The organism is Mycobacterium sp. NPDC048908 (assembly GCF_043197955.1).
Classification (GTDB): domain Bacteria; phylum Actinomycetota; class Actinomycetes; order Mycobacteriales; family Mycobacteriaceae; genus Mycobacterium.
This window is the reverse complement of the sequence record NZ_JBICUE010000003.1, coordinates 205822-222726: the sequence shown is the minus strand read 5'-3', so window position 1 is coordinate 222726 and position 16905 is coordinate 205822. Positions and strand designations below refer to the sequence as shown.

19 protein-coding genes are annotated in these 16905 nt (G+C 66.3%); 6 read left to right on the top strand and 13 right to left on the bottom strand.

The window, feature by feature from the left end; genetic code table 11:
* Window positions 1-19: 19 nt before the first annotated feature.
* The 4 genes from ACGFK1_RS09970 to ACGFK1_RS09955 form a co-directional block, all read right to left on the bottom strand.
* Complete coding sequence (locus ACGFK1_RS09970; protein WP_393428096.1) at window positions 20-430, bottom strand: hypothetical protein; 411 nt, start codon at window positions 428-430, stop codon at window positions 20-22.
* An 89-nt stretch (window positions 431-519) separates the two neighbouring features.
* Window positions 520-957 (bottom strand): hypothetical protein, encoded by a 438-nt coding sequence (locus ACGFK1_RS09965; RefSeq protein WP_393428095.1) that lies wholly within the window; start codon window positions 955-957, stop codon window positions 520-522.
* Window positions 958-1138: 181 nt separating this feature from the next.
* Entirely contained in the window at window positions 1139-2494 is a 1356-nt protein-coding gene (locus ACGFK1_RS09960; protein WP_393428094.1) for a hypothetical protein, read from the bottom strand.
* A gap of 40 nt (window positions 2495-2534) precedes the next feature.
* Complete coding sequence (locus ACGFK1_RS09955; protein WP_393428093.1) at window positions 2535-3326, bottom strand: (2Z,6E)-farnesyl diphosphate synthase; 792 nt, start codon at window positions 3324-3326, stop codon at window positions 2535-2537.
* A gap of 55 nt (window positions 3327-3381) precedes the next feature.
* On the opposite strand from ACGFK1_RS09955, the gene ACGFK1_RS09950 reads away from it, so the two are divergent.
* Complete coding sequence (locus ACGFK1_RS09950; RefSeq protein WP_393428092.1) at window positions 3382-4119, top strand: hemolysin III family protein; 738 nt, start codon at window positions 3382-3384, stop codon at window positions 4117-4119.
* On the opposite strand, the gene ACGFK1_RS09945 is transcribed toward ACGFK1_RS09950, so the two are convergent.
* The 4 genes from ACGFK1_RS09945 to mca are packed head-to-tail and all read right to left on the bottom strand — an operon-like array spanning window position 4116 to window position 7548.
* Window positions 4116-4475 (bottom strand): nuclear transport factor 2 family protein, encoded by a 360-nt coding sequence (locus tag ACGFK1_RS09945; RefSeq protein ID WP_393428091.1) that lies wholly within the window; start codon window positions 4473-4475, stop codon window positions 4116-4118. The two genes, ACGFK1_RS09950 and ACGFK1_RS09945, sit on opposite strands and share 4 nt — an antisense overlap.
* 10 nt (window positions 4476-4485) lie before the next feature.
* The gene (locus tag ACGFK1_RS09940) at window positions 4486-6465 is read right to left on the bottom strand and encodes a thioredoxin domain-containing protein (RefSeq protein ID WP_393428090.1); all 1980 of its coding nucleotides are present in this window, start codon (window positions 6463-6465) and stop codon (window positions 4486-4488) included.
* Window positions 6449-6685, bottom strand: coding sequence for a hypothetical protein (locus ACGFK1_RS09935; RefSeq protein ID WP_393428089.1), 237 nt, complete (start codon window positions 6683-6685; stop codon window positions 6449-6451). Before ACGFK1_RS09935 ends, ACGFK1_RS09940 begins: the two co-directional genes overlap by 17 nt.
* Window positions 6682-7548 carry a mycothiol conjugate amidase Mca gene (mca, locus tag ACGFK1_RS09930; protein ID WP_393428458.1) on the bottom strand — a complete coding sequence of 289 codons (867 nt, stop codon included), beginning with the start codon at window positions 7546-7548 and terminating at the stop codon, window positions 6682-6684. The genes ACGFK1_RS09935 and mca overlap by 4 nt, the downstream gene beginning before the upstream one ends.
* Window positions 7549-7690: 142 nt before the next feature.
* Here mca and ACGFK1_RS09925 point away from each other — a divergent pair, with 142 nt between their 5' ends.
* The 3 genes from ACGFK1_RS09925 to ACGFK1_RS09915 all read left to right on the top strand — a co-directional run bounded on the left by ACGFK1_RS09925 (window position 7691) and on the right by ACGFK1_RS09915 (window position 9575).
* Window positions 7691-8113 carry a DUF4307 domain-containing protein gene (locus ACGFK1_RS09925; RefSeq protein ID WP_393428088.1) on the top strand — a complete coding sequence of 141 codons (423 nt, stop codon included), beginning with the start codon at window positions 7691-7693 and terminating at the stop codon, window positions 8111-8113.
* Between the two features lie 239 nt (window positions 8114-8352).
* Window positions 8353-8847, top strand: coding sequence for a transcription elongation factor GreA (gene greA / locus ACGFK1_RS09920; protein ID WP_015308864.1), 495 nt, complete (start codon window positions 8353-8355; stop codon window positions 8845-8847).
* Window positions 8848-8912: 65 nt separating this feature from the next.
* Window positions 8913-9575: a GPP34 family phosphoprotein gene (locus ACGFK1_RS09915; protein ID WP_393428087.1), complete on the top strand. Its 663-nt coding sequence runs from the start codon at window positions 8913-8915 to the stop codon at window positions 9573-9575.
* Window positions 9576-9662: 87 nt separating this feature from the next.
* Here ACGFK1_RS09915 and ACGFK1_RS09910 read toward each other — a convergent pair whose 3' ends face one another.
* Window positions 9663-10817: a cystathionine gamma-synthase gene (locus ACGFK1_RS09910; RefSeq protein ID WP_393428086.1), complete on the bottom strand. Its 1155-nt coding sequence runs from the start codon at window positions 10815-10817 to the stop codon at window positions 9663-9665.
* Window positions 10818-10862: 45 nt separating this feature from the next.
* On the opposite strand from ACGFK1_RS09910, the gene ACGFK1_RS09905 reads away from it, so the two are divergent.
* Window positions 10863-11708: an alpha/beta fold hydrolase gene (locus ACGFK1_RS09905; protein ID WP_393428085.1), complete on the top strand. Its 846-nt coding sequence runs from the start codon at window positions 10863-10865 to the stop codon at window positions 11706-11708.
* Here ACGFK1_RS09905 and ACGFK1_RS09900 read toward each other — a convergent pair.
* On the bottom strand, window positions 11701-13173 hold the full coding sequence (locus ACGFK1_RS09900) for an FAD-dependent oxidoreductase (protein WP_393428084.1): 1473 nt from the start codon (window positions 13171-13173) through the stop codon (window positions 11701-11703). The genes ACGFK1_RS09905 and ACGFK1_RS09900 overlap by 8 nt on opposite strands.
* Window positions 13174-13276: 103 nt before the next feature.
* Here ACGFK1_RS09900 and ACGFK1_RS09895 point away from each other — a divergent pair, with 103 nt between their 5' ends.
* Complete coding sequence (locus tag ACGFK1_RS09895; RefSeq protein ID WP_393428083.1) at window positions 13277-14443, top strand: acyl-CoA dehydrogenase family protein; 1167 nt, start codon at window positions 13277-13279, stop codon at window positions 14441-14443.
* Here the strand turns inward: ACGFK1_RS09895 and ACGFK1_RS09890 are convergent.
* From ACGFK1_RS09890 to ACGFK1_RS09880, 3 genes are all read right to left on the bottom strand, one after another.
* The gene (locus ACGFK1_RS09890; RefSeq protein ID WP_393428082.1) at window positions 14427-14960 is read right to left on the bottom strand and encodes an RDD family protein; all 534 of its coding nucleotides are present in this window, start codon (window positions 14958-14960) and stop codon (window positions 14427-14429) included. The two genes, ACGFK1_RS09895 and ACGFK1_RS09890, sit on opposite strands and share 17 nt — an antisense overlap.
* 68 nt (window positions 14961-15028) lie before the next feature.
* Complete coding sequence (locus ACGFK1_RS09885; RefSeq protein WP_393428081.1) at window positions 15029-16189, bottom strand: hypothetical protein; 1161 nt, start codon at window positions 16187-16189, stop codon at window positions 15029-15031.
* A 20-nt stretch (window positions 16190-16209) separates the two neighbouring features.
* Window positions 16210-16887 (bottom strand): RDD family protein, encoded by a 678-nt coding sequence (locus ACGFK1_RS09880; RefSeq protein ID WP_393428080.1) that lies wholly within the window; start codon window positions 16885-16887, stop codon window positions 16210-16212.
* Between the last annotated feature and the right edge of the window lie 18 nt (window positions 16888-16905).

Below are 16905 nucleotides of genomic sequence, written 5' to 3'. Positions count from 1 at the left end.
TCGAGTGGCCACTGGGCGATCAAGCCTTGGCGCGGCGCCAGCCGGTGTACTGCAGTTCGGCCATCACCAGCGTGTAGACACCGGTCGCGAGGGTGAGCACGATGCCCGTGACCGTCAACGGAAACACGTCGGCGAGCACGAAGACGACGCTCGCGACGGTGTAGAGCAGATTGCCGACGGCGATCACGATGCCCGGTCGTTTCACCGACGGTCGTGCGGCGACTGCAAAAACGCCCACCGCGAACGCGATGAAGAAGGCGCTCACGGAGTATTCGAATGCCTTTGTGGTACCGGACAGCTCGGCGAGCCGGCCTGCGAGCGGGATTCCGGCGATGCCCATGAGCCCGCTGCAGGTCGCATCGGCCCGCAGGGCGAAGCGCAGGAATGAGTCGTTGGACTGACGCAGCTTGGGCGTGGTGATGGCGGTCATGAAACTTCCTCTCTTGTTGGGTGGTACCGGTTCCGGAGCCGACGCCGCAACCTCTTACAACGGCGGCTCCGGACCCAGTCATGCGGGAGTCACGCAAGACGGCGCACTCCGAGGTATTGGGCGTAGGCGAAGCCGAGGGTGGCAACGGTGAACGCGATCGTCGCGATGACGCCGAATTCGGTCAGCGGCAGCCACCCCGCGATCAGCACGACGGTGACGAGGATCGCGAACGCCACGTTTCCGGCCAGCACTGCGACACCGACGCGGCGGACGTCGGGCAGGCCGGCGGCCATGTACAGCGCCGCGCCGTAGATCACCAACGCGGTGCCCCCGATGAACTCCGATGTGGACGACAGGCCGGACAGCCGGGACAGCGGATCGGCCGCCATCGCGACCAGCAAGCCAAGTCCGCCGCACAGTGTCGCGTCGGCGCGAAGGGCGAAACGCAGTAGAGAATCGCCTGGAGCACCAGCGGCGGCGACATCGGTTTGCGTTTCCCGGACCGGTTGGGTGTTGATTGCGGTCATGGCCCTGAGATTGCTCAGAAGCTGCTGCCAGATCGACGCCGATCGCTGCCAGCTACTGCCAACCGCAGGTCAGCGACGATGCGGGCGAGGAACGAGCCCGAGGAGGAGCGACCTGAAAAGCAGAGTCAGCGACGATACGTGCGAGGAACGAGCCCGAGGAGAGCGACCTGTCAAACCTGAGTCAGGCCTCTTTTACGGCCACCAGGTTGCCGCGCAGATCCGCGGCGATCAGCCGCGCCGCGGCGTTCTGCCAGTTGTGCAGTGACCGCTGCGGCACCTCCGTGGCGAACCACTGCCAGGCTTGCCGCGCGACCGGGTCCAACCCGGTGGCGGTGGCGTTCTGCGCGTAGGCGCGCACCCCGACGACGTACGGGAAGTACAGCGAGTTGTAGTGCCGCCACTGCTCGGTGGTGCCGAAGTCGCCGCCGTCGCGCGGCTTGAGTCGGGCGATGCGGTCGGCCAGCAAGGCCTTCAGTTCGTTGGCCCTCTCCAGCGGCGCGTCGGGTGCGCCGCGTTCGGCCAGTCGCTCGTCGATGATCGGCAGCGCGGTCAGCGGGCTGGCGACCAGCTTCGACAAGTCTCCGTAATGGCCGAGCGCGCGGCGGGTGAGCCGGACGAACGTCTCATCGTCGATGCCGTCCAGGGGGCTGGCCGACCGTCGCGGCAATGCGGCCTCCGCCTCCCGCAGCGCGGCACGGTCGGCCCGCAGCCCAGGCGAGCGGGAGAACGTGACCCGGTCGAGCAGCCCGGCCAGCGGATCGGCAAGCACGTTGATCACGATCGCCACGCCGAGGCTGGTGAACAGCAGCACCGTCAGCGCGGTCTGGCCGTGCGACACCGCCAGCCCGATCAACAGTTGGCCGCCGAACAACACCGCGACAACGCCCGTCGCCGCGAACGACCGCAGCATGTCGGCCCGCAACGCCTGGCCCTCATCGAACGCGTCCCACATCGCGACCGCCAACCCCAGCAGCGCGACGTCGAATCCCGTTGACGCCAGCGCCAACCAGCTGGGCACCAGCCCGAGCGGGATGACCAGGATCGCGTTGCCCAGCGCGAAGAACAGCGTCGCGACCACGAGGTAGCCGACGACGGGCCGCGGCTGCCACGGACCGAACACCGCACGCAGCATCGCGCCCAACGACGACAACGAGACAGCGGCGAACATCACCCAGTGCCCCACCCGCAGCGGGCCGTCGACGTTGCCCGCCAACACCGCCCCGACGAACGCAACCGCCGCGACGCCGGCCACCAGCGCGATTTCCCCCGCCCTGCCGCGCCAGGTGTCACTCGGACGCGACATCTCCAGCAGCACCGCGAACCACGCGATGCCTGGCACCACGACGAGGTAGACCTCGACGCTGCTCAACAACTCCGAATCGCTCACCAGCCGAACGGCATCGAGCGCGACCACGGACGCGAAACTGGTCAACCCGATGGCGGCCAGCACGAGAACGGGTTTACGTGGATCACGGGCCAGCAGGTACAGGCCCAACCACCAGCTGAGCGCGAAAACCACCGCTGACAGCGCAGCCATGGCTCAAGTGTGGCACTACACGCCACATCGGCCGAGCCGATTACATCCCGTACCGGCGGTGACGGGCGGTGTAATCGCGCAGTGCGCGAAGAAAGTCGACGCGGCGGAACTCCGGCCAGTACGCCTCGGTGAACCACATCTCGGAGTAGGCGCTCTGCCACAGCAGGAAGCCGGACAGCCGCTGCTCGCCTGAGGTGCGGATCACCAAATCGGGATCGGGCTGCCCGGAGGTGTAGAGGTTCTCCGAGATCGCGTCGATGGTGACGGCTTCGATCAGCTGCTCGCCGGTGGCGCCGTTGGCCAACTGCTTACTGAGCAGTTGGCGCACGCCGTCGACGATCTCCTGGCGGCCGCCGTAGCCGACGGCGAGGTTGACGTGAAACCCGCTGCCGTTGCCGTTGGTGGACTCGACGGCTTCACGCAGCCGGCGCGCCGGCTCCTCGCCGATCAGCTCGAGATCGCCGACCGTGCGCACGCTCCACCGGTTGGCGGGCGCGCAGATCTCCTCGGTGACATCGGTGATGATCTCGATGAGCGACGCCAGCTCGTCCTTATCGCGCTGCAAATTCTCCGTGGACAGCAGGTAGACGGTCGCCATCTCGATGCCGGTTTCCTGGCACCAGCGCAGCATCTCGGCGATCTTGCGGGCGCCCATCCGGTAGCCGTAGCTGACGTCATCGTGACCCGCGTCACGCGCCCATCGTCGGTTACCGTCGCAGAGCACCGCGATGTGGCGGGGCAGTTCAGATTTCGAGGACGCCAGTCCTTGACGTAACCGCATCTCGTAGAGGCGGTACATCGGTTCCTTGAGACCGGGAGGAATGATGTCCACGAGGATCCAGACTACTGTTTCGGTGGTAGACCCCCACGGCATTGCTGGAGGTGACATGGCGCAGATCGACACCGCCGACGAGGCGCAGCAACAGCCGCCGCGCGTGTACGCCGAGGACCTGCCCGAGGCTGTCGTAGACCACGTCGAGAAAGTTCTCGGCAAGCCGCGGGCGCGCGGCTGGATTCACGTCTACTCGGCCGTCATCGCGTTCATCGCCGGTGCCGCGCTGGTGTCGGTGTCGTGGTCGGTCGAGTCGACGAGGGCCGGGCTCGCGACCCTGCTCTACACCTTCACGATCGTGGCCATGTTCGCCGTCAGCGGCACGTACCACCGGGTGAACTGGAAGTCCAAGAGCGCCCGCAAGTGGATGAAGCGGGCCGACCACTCCATGATCTTCATCTTCATCGCGGGCAGTTACACCCCGTTCGCGCTGCTGGCGCTGCCGGAGCGCAGCGGTTGGGTGTTGTTCTGGATCGTGTGGGGCGGCGCGATCGCGGGAGCGCTGCTGAAGATGTTCTGGCCGTCGGCCCCGCGCTGGGTCGGTGTGCCGCTGTACATCTTGTTGGGCTGGGTCGCGGCGTGGTTCGTCGGACCCATCATGGACGGCGCGGGCGTCGCGGCGTTGGTGTTGTTGATCGTCGGCGGCGCGCTGTACAGCATCGGCGGTGTGCTGTACGCGCTGAAGTGGCCCAACCCGTGGCCGACGACGTTCGGCCACCACGAATTCTTCCACGCCTGCACCGCGGTCGCGGCGATCTGCCACTACATCGCGATGTGGTTCGCCGTCTTCTAGTCCTTGGTGATGTTGTCCGGTCCCCAGTAGGCCTTCATCGAGGCGATCTTGCCCTCGTCGTCGAACGTCATCGTGCTGATGATCTCGATGGTGATGCCGTGAATGTGCAGCTTCCACAAGAAGGCGGCCTCATTGCCGAGCGTGCGCAGCATCACGATTTCGCTGGTGCTGTTGGCGCCCTCGACGGTCGTGTAGAACCCGCGGATCGCCTCGCGGCCGATGTGCACCTCGCCGCCGACAGGATCCTCGACGGTGGCGTCGTCGGCGTAGAGGGCGGCGATGTCGTCGGGCTGCCCCTGCGACAGAGTTTCCAGATATCGGTTGACGGTCTTGGCGTTGTCTTCAGGGCTCGACATGGCCGAGACGCTACCGCAGCGCCGCCGTCAATTCGGCAATAGTCGTGACAGGCAGGCCGCATACCCGGCCGCGGCAGACGTAGGCAGCGTCGGCGCCGCCCACCCGGTCACGATCGAGCAGCAGTTCCGAGGAATTCACCGGGCCGCCGACGACGATCGCCCCACCAGGTGCCAATTGCCTTGCCGCCGTGAGTAATTCCGAGTTCTCCGGCTCGCAGGCCACCGCAATCTGGATCGGCCCTCGCACCGCGGCCTCGGCGACCGCGAGCCAGTGCCCGCCCGAGCGCGGCAGCCGCGCCAGGATCTGTGTCGCGCTGGCCAGCGTGGCGTCGGCCGCTGCAGCGTAGCGGTCCGGCCGCGGCGCCACGTGCGCCGCCAACTGCAGCGCCTCCGCGATCGTCGAAGCCCCCGACGGGGTGGCCCCGTCGAGCGGGTCGGCGGGCCGCACCATCAACTGTTCGGCGTCGTCTGCGGTGTCGAACCAGCGGCCGTCGTCGCCTGCGAAGTGGTCAAGGGCGAGATCGAGCAGACCCGTCGCCGCGTCCAGCCACGACCCGTCGCCGTCGAGTTGAAACAGCGTCAACAGGCCGGTCGCGAGCGCCGCGTGATCCTCGAGGATCGCCGCGCTCTCCCCCACCCGGCCACCGAGACTGGCCCGACGCAGCCGGCCGTCGACGATGTGCAGGTCGAGCAGGGATCGCGCGCATCGCGTTGCGGCGTCGAGGAATTCGCGACGGCCCAGCGCCACGCTCGCCTCACAGAGCGCCGTGATCGCCAACCCGTTCCACGCGGTGACGACCTTGTCGTCGCGGCCGGGTTGCGGCCGGGTCAGCCGCGCGGTCAGCAATTGGGCGCGCACCCGTTCGAACCGCATGGTGTCGTCCGGATCGGCAAGCAGTTGCAGCACCGAACTGCCGTGTTCGAACGTGCCTTCGCCCGTCACGTTGAAAAGTACTGCGGCCCAACGGCCGTCGTCATCGCCCAGCACCTCGCGCAGCTGCGCGGGCGTCCAGACGTAGGTAAGGCCTTCCCGACCGTCGGCGTCCGCGTCCAGCGACGAGGTGAACATGCCATCGGCGCCGAGGTCGTCGATGATGAACCGCGCAGTCTGCTCGGTGACCCTGCGCGCCAACGCGTCACCGCTGCGACGCGCCCAGTGCGAATAGACCCGGAGCAGCAAGGCGTTGTCGTAGAGCATCTTCTCGAAGTGCGGAACCACCCACGACGCGTCGACGCTGTAGCGGGCGAAGCCGCCCGCCAGTTGGTCGTAGATGCCGCCGCGCGCCATCGCGGTGCAGGTTCGCTCCACCGTCTCCAGCGGCAGCGCGTCGCCGGTGCGTTCGTGGTTGCGCAGCAGCGCCTCCAGAAGCGCTGATGGCGGGAACTTCGGCGCTCCCCCGAATCCGCCGCGCTCGACGTCCGCGTCCTGCAGGGCCGAGGCCACGGCGTGGTCACACAGCGCGGGTTGCACCGGCGGCCCACCACCCGGCAGCGCGGCGGCCATCGACCGCAACTCGCCGGTGATCCGGTCGGACGCTTCTTCGACGTCACCGCGCCTGGTCTTCCAGGTCTCCGTGACGGCGGCCAGCAGTTGCAGGAAATTCGGTTTCGGGTAGTAGGTGCCACAGAAGAACGGCCTGCCGTCGGGGGTCAGGAAGCATGTCATCGGCCAGCCGCCCTGCCCGGTCAGCGCGACGGTGGCGTTCATGTAGACCGCGTCGAGGTCGGGCCGTTCCTCGCGGTCGACTTTGATGTTGACGAAGCCGTCGTTCATCACCGCGGCGACCTGTTCGTCCTCGAACGACTCGTGCGCCATCACGTGGCACCAGTGGCACGCCGCATATCCCACCGACAGCAGGATCGGCACATCTCTGGCCGCGGCCTCCGCCAACGCGTCGGGCGTCCACTGCTGCCAGTGCACCGGATTGCCGGCGTGCTGGCGGAGATACGGGCTGGTCGCCTCGGAGAGAGTGTTAGCCGCCGGACTCACTCTTGGGATCCTCAGTCGGCTGATCGGGTGGCTGTTCGTCGAACGACTTGGGTAGTTTGCGCAGGTGCCGATTCATCGACCACACCAACACGAACGTGCCGATGAGCAGAAGCACGACGACGACCAGCCCGAACGGGCTGGCCTTCCCGAAGTCGGGGCCGGTGTTGCGAGGCGCATCGTCGGCAAGCAGGCTGACCGCCAGCATCAGCGTGTCGGTCATGGCTCGATCCCGGAGAACAGGTCGGTTTCCGGCAGAGTCACCGGCACCCGCGACCGCGCCAACTCGTATTCCTCAGTGGGCCACAGCCTTTGCTGCCATTCGATGGGCGCACGGAAGAAGTCGCCGTTCGGGTCGATTTGGGTGGCGTGGGCGCGCAACGCATCGTCACGCTGCGCGAAATACTTGGCGCACTCGATTCGGGTGGTGACCCTCTTGGCGAACACGTCGTCGTCGGCATCCCAGTGCTTGAGCCACTTCTCGAACGGCCCCTCCTCGCCGTGCTTGGCGAACTCCTCCTGCAGCAGTAGCATTCGCTTCCGCAGGAATCCGTGGTTGTAGTACAGCTTGCGCACATCCCACGGCTCACCAGCGTCGGGGAAAAGCCGAAAGTCGCCTGCGGCCTCATAGGCGGCCACCGAAACCTGGTGGGTGCGGATGTGGTCCGGATGCGGATAGCCGCCGTTCTCGTCGTAGGTGGTCATCACGTGCGGCCGGAACTTGCGGATCACCCGCACCAGTTCCTCGACGGGCTCCTCTAGCGGCACCACGCCGAGGCAGCCCTCGGGCAGCGGCGGCGGCGGGTCACCCTCGGGCAGCCCCGAGTCGACGAAGCCCAGCCAATGATGTTCGACCCCGAGGATCTCCGCCGCCTTGGCCATCTCGTCACGGCGAATCTCCGCCATGCGGCCGTGCACGTCCGGCAGGTCCATCGCCGGGTTGAGGATGTCGCCTCGTTCGCCGCCGGTGAGCGTGACGACCAGCACGCGGACGCCCTCATCGGCGTAGCGGGCCATGGTGGCGGCGCCCTTGCTGGACTCATCGTCCGGGTGGGCGTGCACCGCCATCAATCGCAGTTCACTCAACTGGTTCCTCATCGTCTGGATCGTGTGGTATCGGTCTGGTATCACCTGGTCGCTGACATTGCCGAGACAGTTAAACCATCGCCGGTGCCCCTATAGTTCCAGTCCTAGTAGATCTATCCGAGCGACGGGCATGCAAAACGACATGATCGAACGTCCTACGGCCCGTTACGGGCGGCAGCGGGCGTCGGGTGGCAACCGCCGCTGGATCGCCATCGGACTCGGCGTGCTGGTGATCGCGGCGGGGGTGGTCATCGCCGTGATCGCTTCACAGCGACTCGGCACCGGTGAGGTCAAGGGCGAGCTCGGCGGATATCAGCTGGTCGACGACCGAACCGCGCAGGTGACGATCACCGTCACCCGCGACGACCCAAGCCGGCCGGTGGCCTGCATCGTCCGGGCCAGATCGATCGACGGCAGCGAGGTCGGCAGACGCGAAGTGCTGGTCGGTCCGTCGACACAGAAAACCGTGCAGGTGACCACGATGGTGAAGACCAGCAAGCCACCCGTCGTCGGTGATGTATACGGATGCGGCACCAATGTGCCGTCCTACCTGGTGGCCCAATAGAGCACGCGGCACGGGTCGATGCAACAAACAGCGAACAGCGCGAACGTGAAAATTCGTTGTCCTGGCGGTGCTAGAATAGTCCGATACACGGTTCCTGCTGGGACCGTGTATTGCTGCTTTTAGTGCGCGGATTAGGCGTTCACGTGAGTGGCAATACACGCAGACAGCTCCCGGCACCGTAGAAGCGAGACTTCTTACGCGAATACGCGCGAGAGCAACGACGAGGGGAGCGCGACGATATGACCGACACCCAGGTCACCTGGTTGACGCAGGAGGCGTACGACCGGCTGAAGGCAGAGCTCGATCAGCTGATCGCCAACCGCCCGGTCATCGCGGCCGAGATCAACGACCGCCGTGAAGAGGGCGATCTTCGGGAGAACGGCGGATATCACGCCGCCCGCGAAGAGCAGGGCCAGCAGGAGGCCCGCATCCGCCAGCTGCAGGAGCTGTTGAACAACGCCAAGGTGGGCGAGGCGCCCAAGCAGTCCGGCGTGGCCCTGCCCGGCTCCGTGGTCAAGGTCTACTACGACGACGACAAGAGCGACACCGAGACGTTCCTGATCGCCACCCGCCAGGAAGGCGTGTCCGACGGCAAGCTCGAGGTGTACTCGCCGAATTCGCCGCTCGGCGGCGCGCTGATCGACGCGAAGGTCGGCGAGACGCGTAGCTATCAGGTGCCCAACGGCAACACCGTCAAGGTGACCCTGGTCAGCGCCGAGCCGTACCACTCCTAGCTGCGCGGCTCGGCCGCGGTCCCTGGATTCGCGGTCGCACCGGCGCGCGGTTTACAGTCCGGGCTATGGCCCAGATCGCCGAGGACCTGTTCTTGCTGTTGCTGGACAACGCGTCCGCGCAGCCGGCCCTGGACCGGCCGCGGCGTGAGCGTCTGCTCGCGGCCGCGGTGCTGTTGGACCTGGCGCACGCATGCCGAATCCGGCCCGCGACGGCCGACGAACCCGTCGAAACCGGCAGGCTGCTGGCGCTCGGGGCGCCTGGGCCGATGGATCCCGTCGTTGGGCCCGCCTTCCAACTGCTGCAGCGACGGCCCCTGCGCCCCGCCACTGCGGTCAAACGGCTGTCCAAGCACACCGAGGACAACCTGGCCAACTATCTGGAATACATGGGCCAGATCCGCCGGGTCCGGTTGGCCTCCAAGCGATTCAGCCATCCGTACGCCTGGCCGCTGACCAACAGGGAACGGGTCGGTCGGGCGCGCTCGGCGCTGCTGGCCGCGTTGTTCGACCGGCGACCGCCCGCGCCGCCGACCGCGGCGATCATCTCGCTGTTGCACGCCGCCGACGGTCTCGGCGCGCTACTGAGCCTGAACGACCGCGGCTGGCGCTGGGTGCACGCCAGGGCAGGCGAAATCGCAATGGGCAGTTGGGTCGACGAGTATCCGACCGCCATGCCCGAGGTGAACCTGGCGATCACTGCATCAGCCGTGCGCGGAGCGCTGGACTAGCGATTGCGCGCCCACCTCGGGACGGCGAACAGCACGGCGATGTTCGTGGACAGGAACACAAAGAGCAGTTACGGCGCAAACCTGATCTCAGGTCAGCGCCTGGTCCAGATCCGCCAGCAGGTCGGCGGCGTCCTCGACACCGACCGACAGCCGCACCAGATCGTCGGGCACCTCCAGCTGCGAGCCGGCCGTCGACGCATGCGTCATCGCGCCGGGATACTCGATCAGCGACTCGACGCCGCCCAGCGACTCAGCGAGGATGAAAATCTCTGTCTTGGAACAGAAGTCGTGAGCTGCCTGCGGTCCACCGGCCATTCGCACTGACACCATGCCGCCGAACGCGCTCATTTGACGCGCAGCGACCTGGTGGCCGGGATGGCCGGGCAGTCCGGGGTAGAGAACGGAGTCGATGGCGGAGTGGTTGACGAGGAATTCGGCGACGGCCATGGCGTTTTCGCTGTGCTGACGCATTCGCAGCACCAGCGTCTTGAGTCCACGCATGGTCAGGTAGGCGTCGAACGGGCCCGGCACCCCGCCCGCGCCGTTTTGCAGGAACGCGAACGCGGTGTCGAGTTCCTCGTCGTTGGTCAGCAGGGCCCCGCCCACCACGTCGGAGTGCCCGCCGATGTATTTCGTGGTCGAGTGCAGCACGATGTCTGCACCCAGCCTCAGCGGCTGCTGCAATGCGGGCGAAGCAAAAGTGTTGTCCACCAACACTTTTATGTTCGACGGCGCCGCCAGTTGCGCTATCCCGGCGATGTCACCTATCGAAAGCAACGGGTTGGTGGGCGTCTCCACCCAGATCAGCCGGGTCTGCGGCGTAATCGCAGCGCGGACCGCGTCGAGGTCGGCCAGCGCCACCGCCGTGTAGCCGATTCCCCATTGCGTGAACACCTTGTCGATCAGTCGGAACGTGCCGCCGTAGGCGTCGTCGGGTATCACCACGTGATCGCCTGGCCGCAGCACCGCACGCAGCACGCAGTCGGTGGCGGCCATACCGGAGGAGAACGCGCGCCCGAACGCGGCCTCCTCGACGGCGGCCAGCGACGCCTCCAACGCGGCGCGCGTCGGGTTGCCGGTGCGGGCGTACTCGAAGCCGCCGCGTAAGCCGCCGACGCCGTCCTGCGCGAACGTCGAGCTGGCGTAGATCGGTGCGTTGACGGCACCGGTGCCAGGATCAGGCCGGAAGCCCGCGTGGATGGCCTTGGTGGCCAAGCCCTTGAACATGTGTTTGTCGCTCATCACCGATCAGCGTAACGATGCGTGATCCGGCGATACCGTTGGCCGATGGAACAGTTCCGCCGCGGCGCGCTCGTGTTCGACGTCATCGACGAGGGTCCTGCGGACGGACCGGTGGTAATTCTGCTGCACGGCTTCCCGAACCAGAACATCATGTGGCGGCGCATCACCCCTCGATTGACCGCGGCGGGGTACCGGTGTCTGGCCCCTCGACAACGCGGCTACTCCCCCGGCGCGCGGCCGACAGGCCGACGGCACTACCGCGTCGACGAGCTCGCGGAAGACATCCGAACGCTCATCGACGTCAGCGGCGCGGAGCGGGTACACCTCGTCGGCCATGACTGGGGCGGTGCAGTCGCGTGGCGGGTGGCGCAGCTCCATCCCGACCGCTTGCTCACCGTGACGTCGCTGTCGGTGCCGCACCCGGGCGCGTTCTACAAGGCGATGATGACGAGCCGCCAAGCGCTCGCGTCCTGGTACATGCTGTTTTACCAGTTGCCTCGAGTGCCGGAGTGGTACACGTTGCACTCCAAGCGGGGGTTCACACTGAGCGGGATGGTGGCGCAGCGCGAAGGGCATGCCCGCGAGCTCGCCGAGGCCGAAGCGTTGGCCATGAGGGAGCCGGGCGCGCTCACCGCGGCGCTCGCTTGGTACCGCGCGATGCCGATCGGCAACGCACGCGACGCCAGTCGTCCTGTCGCGGTGCCATCGATGTTGATCTGGAGTGACGGCGACATGGCATTGAAGGAGAAGGGCGCGAGACTCACCGGCGACTATGTGCACGCCGACTATCGGCTGCAGGTCCTCACGGGTGTTTCACACTGGATCGTCGACGAAGCACCGGATGAGACCACCGACCTGCTGCTGGAGTGGTTCGCCGCGCACCCTAACTAGCAGGCAGTGGGCCGCACCGGACACCGAAACGTTCCCGCACGGTGTCGAGGGTCCGCCGTTGGTGCTCGCGTTCACGGCGGCCCGCGAGCATGAACTGCGCCGCGTCCGCCATGCGCCGCGGCAGCGGATACCAGCGGCTCGGGTCGACTCCGCAGTCGGTCAGCGCCTTCTTCGGGATCTGCCCGGCAATGAGGCCCATGTTGTACATCGCGAGCGTGAAAAGCGCGAACGCGAATGCCGTGTTCGACTTCTCTCGCAGTTCCATCACATCGAGTTCGTACAGCGGAAGACTGCTGAGCTTGTCCTGCATCAGCAGGTGCGTCATGAAATACCCCATCAGCGAACTCAATTGGAGCGTGGTGGACCGCGGCTGGATGGACAGCACCGCGCCGCTCGACGAAACATACGGCTCGTAAGGCGCCGCATCCTGGTACTTGAAGTAACCCGTGCAGTTCACGATCCAGCTGCCGGGTTGGATCGCCTTGGTGGCGCCGCTGCGCAATACCAGATCGGTGTTGCCGTTGCGGTCGACGACATCGACGAGGTGGTCCATGATCACGTCGTCGAGGCCCGCCGCGATCGTCTGGTTCTCCGATTCGGAAAGCAAACCGGCGAGGAAGTTACCGGTCTCCGGCGTCAACCAGGTGCCATAGGTTTCGCGGAACCACTGCTTGACCGCTGCCTCGTTGGTTCCGTCGTAGCGACGGGCCATCTCCAGCCCGAGTCTGCCGAACGACGTGCCGGACCAGTATCGCTTGATCCCGGTCGGCAGCAGCCGGTCCCGGCACATGAAGTAGGTGCCCGAGCCCGCCACCAAATTCACCTGGCGGCCGGGGTATTCGGTAATCAACGCGTGCGCGGTGTCCATCGCGGTCTTACCGCCGCCGATGACCCACACCGGGGCATCACTGGCGCGCATCTGCTCGCACCGCATATCGCAGTAGTCGGGCGACACCGAGAGCACGCGCGCGCTGGAGAGCTCGAGCGGTTGATTCGGCGTTACCTGGAAACCGTAGGCCTTGATCATTCGCTTGGCTTCGATCACCGAACGCTTGCCGTCCACCGAGCGGCAGTCGATGCGCACTGCCCCATCGGCGTCTTCGTGGGATTCGACTGTGCAGCCGAAGAACTCGTCGACTCGCACCCGCTGCTTGATCACGTCGAGGCAGTGGGTGAAGTGGTCGAGCACCTCGGCTTTGGTCGCCAGGTGCGCGGGTTTTGCGCCGAGAGTCCATGCGATGTTCCCGGCAGTGAACATCGGATGCGGCTGATGCAACCTCACGTACGGATAGGTGTCGACCCACATGCCGCCGACGCGCGGCCGACGATCCACCAGGATCACTCTCTGGTCGCTGGCCAGGTATTGACTGGCGACGAACAACGCGTTCAGCCCGGCGATGCCGGCCCCCACGACGCACACATCGCAGCGCTCTGTCGGCGCGGCCGCGGATTCTTTTCCTCCCATGGCAAACATTGTCTGCCCGTGCCCGCGGGCCCCAGCGAGTATTCGGATACCTGAGTTCGTGGTCGTGGCCAAGGCAACGAGCCAGTCGGTGTAGACATGGACCATGGCTACCCGCGTTGAAGACCTGCTCGACCTCGACTCGCTGCTGACTCCCGAAGACATCGAGCTACGGCAGACGGTGCGCCGATTCGGCGAACAGCGGCTGCGCCCGCACGTCGCGGAGTGGTTCGAGGCTGGAGAGGTCCCGGTCCGTGAGCTGGCCGCCGACCTAGGAAAACTCGGCGTGCTGGGGATGCACCTGTCGGGCTACGGCTGCGGTGGCTCGACGGCGACGGCATACGGCCTGGTGTGCCAGGAGCTCGAAGCGGTTGATTCGGGTCTGCGCAGCCTGGTCTCGGTGCAGGGGTCGCTGGCGATGTTCGCAATCCACCGCTGGGGCAGCGAGGAGCAGCGCAACCAGTGGCTGCCGGCCATGGCCACCGGCGACGTCATCGGCTGCTTCGGGCTGACCGAACCCGATTTCGGTTCCAATCCCGGCGGTATGCGCACCACCGCCCGTCGCGACGGCTCGGATTGGATTCTCAACGGTTCCAAGATGTGGATCACCAACGGTTCGGTCGCCGACGTCGCGATCGTGTGGGCCCGCTCCAAGGAGGGCATCGTCGGTTTCCTCGTGCCCGCGGGCACGCCGGGCTTCTCGACGCGAGACATGACGCACAAGCTCTCGTTGCGGGCGTCGGTGACCTCTGAACTGCATTTCGACGACGTCCGACTGCCTGCCGATGCTCAGCTGCCAGAGGCGTCGGGCCTCAAGGGCCCGCTGAGCTGCCTGTCTGAGGCGCGGTTCGGCATCGTGTTCGGCAGTGTCGGCGCCGCGCGCGACTGCCTGCAGACCACGCTGGACTACGTCGGCACCCGCGAGGTGTTCGACAAGCCGCTCGCCGGATACCAGTTGACACAGGCCAAGATCGCCGACATGGCAGTGGAACTCGGCAAGGCGCAGTTGTTGGCGCTGCATCTCGGGCGGCTCAAAGACGACGGCAGGATCCGTCCCGAGCAGGTCAGCTTCGGCAAGCTCAACAATGTCCGCGAAGCGATCCAGATCGCGCGTGAATGCCGAACATTGTTGGGTGCCAACGGAATCACGCTCGAGTACCCGGTCATTCGGCACGCGAACAATCTGGAATCTGTGCTGACCTACGAGGGCACGTCGGAGGTGCACCAGTTGGTCATCGGGGAGGCGTTGACCGGTGTCAGCGCCTTCCGCTGAGCGGTTGCTGCACCGGCACGCAGACAGTGCCGAAGATCTTGTCAGCGATGGTCTGCCGCTTCTTGTCCACCAGCGGCAGCAGGTAGCCGAGGTAGCAGACCGCGAGGTCGATGTTGTGGGCAAGCTGGCGTAGCACTGATCGCCAGAAACCGATTGGTTGCCAATTCTTTTCGCTGACCACCCGGAATCTCATCAACGTTTTGCCGATGCTCTGGCCCGTCGTGCCCTGGCGATAGCCGTTGTTCCACAGCGGATAGGCGACAACGAGCAGCAGCGCGAAACCGAGAAAGCCGGTCCAGAAGTGGTGTATCCCCGAGGAGCAGCGAGGTTCCCTGGCGCCGAAGTAGACGCTACTGATGCACTGGGTGTCACCGGCGGCGAGCATGACCACCAACGGCGTCGCCCAGACCAGAATGATTGGCGCCCAATCGATGACGAAGGCCACCACCCGGGTGAACCAGGGGGTGAGGGCGTCGGCGGGCACAGGCAGCGACGGGATCGGCCGGTCTTCGGTCATAGAGCCGTGGAGCGTGAACAACGTCGGAAGGCGCTGCCCCTGGGAGGGCCGCGCCTTCCGACGAACAGCTACTGCGCGGGTGGACCGAACTGCTGCGGTGGGCCGGGTGGCAGCGGTTGCGGGTTGAGCGCCGCTACCTCTCCGCCGCTGAGGCGACGCCACGCGTACACCTGGAGCAGCGCCGCCACCGGAACGGCGACGAACAAGCCGACGAAGCACACCAGTGCGCCCACGACCGCGATGGCTGCGCACGACAGCCAGGTGAGCAGCGTCGGCACGAAGTTGGCCTTGACCACCTCGAAGCTGGTCTTGATCCCGTCGATCGCGGACAGGTTCCGGTCGAGCAGAGCGATCACCGCGAAGAAGGTGAGGAAAGCCACCGCAAGCCCCGGCAGAATGCACAGCGCGTACCCGATCGCTGTGAGAACGCCGATGATCAGCGTCGCCACAATCACATTGCCGACGTTCCGCGGCTTGAGGAACGACCCGATCGTCACCGGTTGACCGTTGGCGATATCGAAGATTCCCCCCAGGTACGCGGACTGAAGCGCGGCAACGACGACGAACATCAGCAGCAGCCCGATCACCAGAACGATGATGCTCGCGACGCCGAACGACACGCTGGTGGAGTACTCGAAACCACTTCCCGACGAGTCGTATGTGGTTGCGCCGGACGGGGCGAGGGCGAACGCCAACCCGTAGATGATCCCGTAGAGGATGCCGACGATCACGCCGAAGATCAGCGTCGCGACGATCAGCGGAACCGCGTTGGCGGTGAACTTGTTCCACGCCCAGGAGAAACCCTCACCAATGCTCACCTGCGGCGCAGTCCCGTAGCCGGGATAGCCGCCCCCTTGAGGAGGCGGCGGGGCGTAACCGCCGGGCGGACCTGGCGGTGGATAGCTGCCCGGCCCGGACGGTGGTGGCGGATAGCCGCCCGGTGGAGGTGGTGGCGGGTAACCGCCAGACCCGGGCGGTGGCGGGTAGCCGCCCGGCGGAGGTGGCGGCGGGTAACCGCCCGGCGGAGGTGGCGGCGGGTAACCGCCTCCAGGCCGCGGAGGCGGCGGTGGATAGCCGCCAGGAGGTGGGTAGCCCCCGGGAGGGGACGGTGGTGGATGGCCCCCGGGAGGGGACGGTGGTGGATGGCCCCCGGGAGGGGACGGTGGTGGATGGCCCCCGGGAGGGGGCGGCGGTGGATAGCCGCCGGGCGGAGGTGGCTGATCAGTCATGACGTTCTTCGGCTTTCGAGCTAGATCGGCAGGGCAACGTGGGTGAGGATCTTGTCAACCAGAGTCTGCCGCTTCACATCCCAGAGCGGGAACAAAACTGCGACCAGCCACAGCACACCGAAGCACAGGCCCGCGGCCACCCAGTAGATGACCTCACGTAGCACCGACATTCCGAAACCGACTGGCTGTCCAGTCTTTTCGTTGACGATCTTGAATTTCATGATCGACTTGCCGATGCTCGAGCCAGTTGTGCCCTGCCGATAACCGAGATTCCAGATCCAGTAGGCCAGTGCGATGATCGCGGTGACGACGATCGAGATCTGACCGAGCGTCGACGCGCCCGTCGCGCAGAATTCGCCGAGGTCGTACTCGGAATTGTCTGTGATGCAGGCAGTTTGCTGGGTGCCGAGCAGCAGCCCCCAGCCGATGCCCTCGAGTATCGCCAACGGGATGAAGTCGATCAGCCACGCCAACACCCGCGTGCCCCACGGGGTGTAGGCCTCCTTCGGCAGCACGGGCCCGGCGGAAGCTGGTGGCGGATACGCCATCGCGGCCTGCGGCGGTGCTTGGTAGCCACCACCGGACGGGGGCGGCGGGTAGCCACCACCCTGTGGCGGCGGCGGAGGCGGATACCCGCCGGGCGGAGGTGGAGGCGGGGGCGGGTAGTTACCAGGGGGCGGTGGCGGTTGATCGGTCATGGACGCCTTCCAGGGTGG

Excerpts from the sequence above, each read along its gene's own strand:
- ACGFK1_RS09970 (WP_393428096.1), bottom strand. The coding sequence starts at position 430 with ATGACCGCCATCACCACGCCCAAGCTGCGTCAGTCCAACGACTCATTC.
- ACGFK1_RS09965 (WP_393428095.1), bottom strand. The coding sequence starts at position 957 with ATGACCGCAATCAACACCCAACCGGTCCGGGAAACGCAAACCGATGTC.
- ACGFK1_RS09960 (WP_393428094.1), bottom strand. The coding sequence starts at position 2,494 with ATGGCTGCGCTGTCAGCGGTGGTTTTCGCGCTCAGCTGGTGGTTGGGC.
- ACGFK1_RS09950 (WP_393428092.1), top strand. The coding sequence starts at position 3,382 with ATGGCGCAGATCGACACCGCCGACGAGGCGCAGCAACAGCCGCCGCGC.
- ACGFK1_RS09945 (WP_393428091.1), bottom strand. The coding sequence starts at position 4,475 with ATGTCGAGCCCTGAAGACAACGCCAAGACCGTCAACCGATATCTGGAA.
- ACGFK1_RS09935 (WP_393428089.1), bottom strand. The coding sequence starts at position 6,685 with ATGACCGACACGCTGATGCTGGCGGTCAGCCTGCTTGCCGACGATGCG.
- ACGFK1_RS09925 (WP_393428088.1), top strand. The coding sequence starts at position 7,691 with ATGATCGAACGTCCTACGGCCCGTTACGGGCGGCAGCGGGCGTCGGGT.
- greA (WP_015308864.1), top strand. The coding sequence starts at position 8,353 with ATGACCGACACCCAGGTCACCTGGTTGACGCAGGAGGCGTACGACCGG.
- ACGFK1_RS09915 (WP_393428087.1), top strand. The coding sequence starts at position 8,913 with ATGGCCCAGATCGCCGAGGACCTGTTCTTGCTGTTGCTGGACAACGCG.
- ACGFK1_RS09910 (WP_393428086.1), bottom strand. The coding sequence starts at position 10,817 with ATGAGCGACAAACACATGTTCAAGGGCTTGGCCACCAAGGCCATCCAC.
- ACGFK1_RS09905 (WP_393428085.1), top strand. The coding sequence starts at position 10,863 with ATGGAACAGTTCCGCCGCGGCGCGCTCGTGTTCGACGTCATCGACGAG.
- ACGFK1_RS09900 (WP_393428084.1), bottom strand. The coding sequence starts at position 13,173 with ATGGGAGGAAAAGAATCCGCGGCCGCGCCGACAGAGCGCTGCGATGTG.
- ACGFK1_RS09895 (WP_393428083.1), top strand. The coding sequence starts at position 13,277 with ATGGCTACCCGCGTTGAAGACCTGCTCGACCTCGACTCGCTGCTGACT.
- ACGFK1_RS09890 (WP_393428082.1), bottom strand. The coding sequence starts at position 14,960 with ATGACCGAAGACCGGCCGATCCCGTCGCTGCCTGTGCCCGCCGACGCC.
- ACGFK1_RS09885 (WP_393428081.1), bottom strand. The coding sequence starts at position 16,189 with ATGACTGATCAGCCACCTCCGCCCGGCGGCTATCCACCGCCGCCCCCT.
- ACGFK1_RS09880 (WP_393428080.1), bottom strand. The coding sequence starts at position 16,887 with ATGACCGATCAACCGCCACCGCCCCCTGGTAACTACCCGCCCCCGCCT.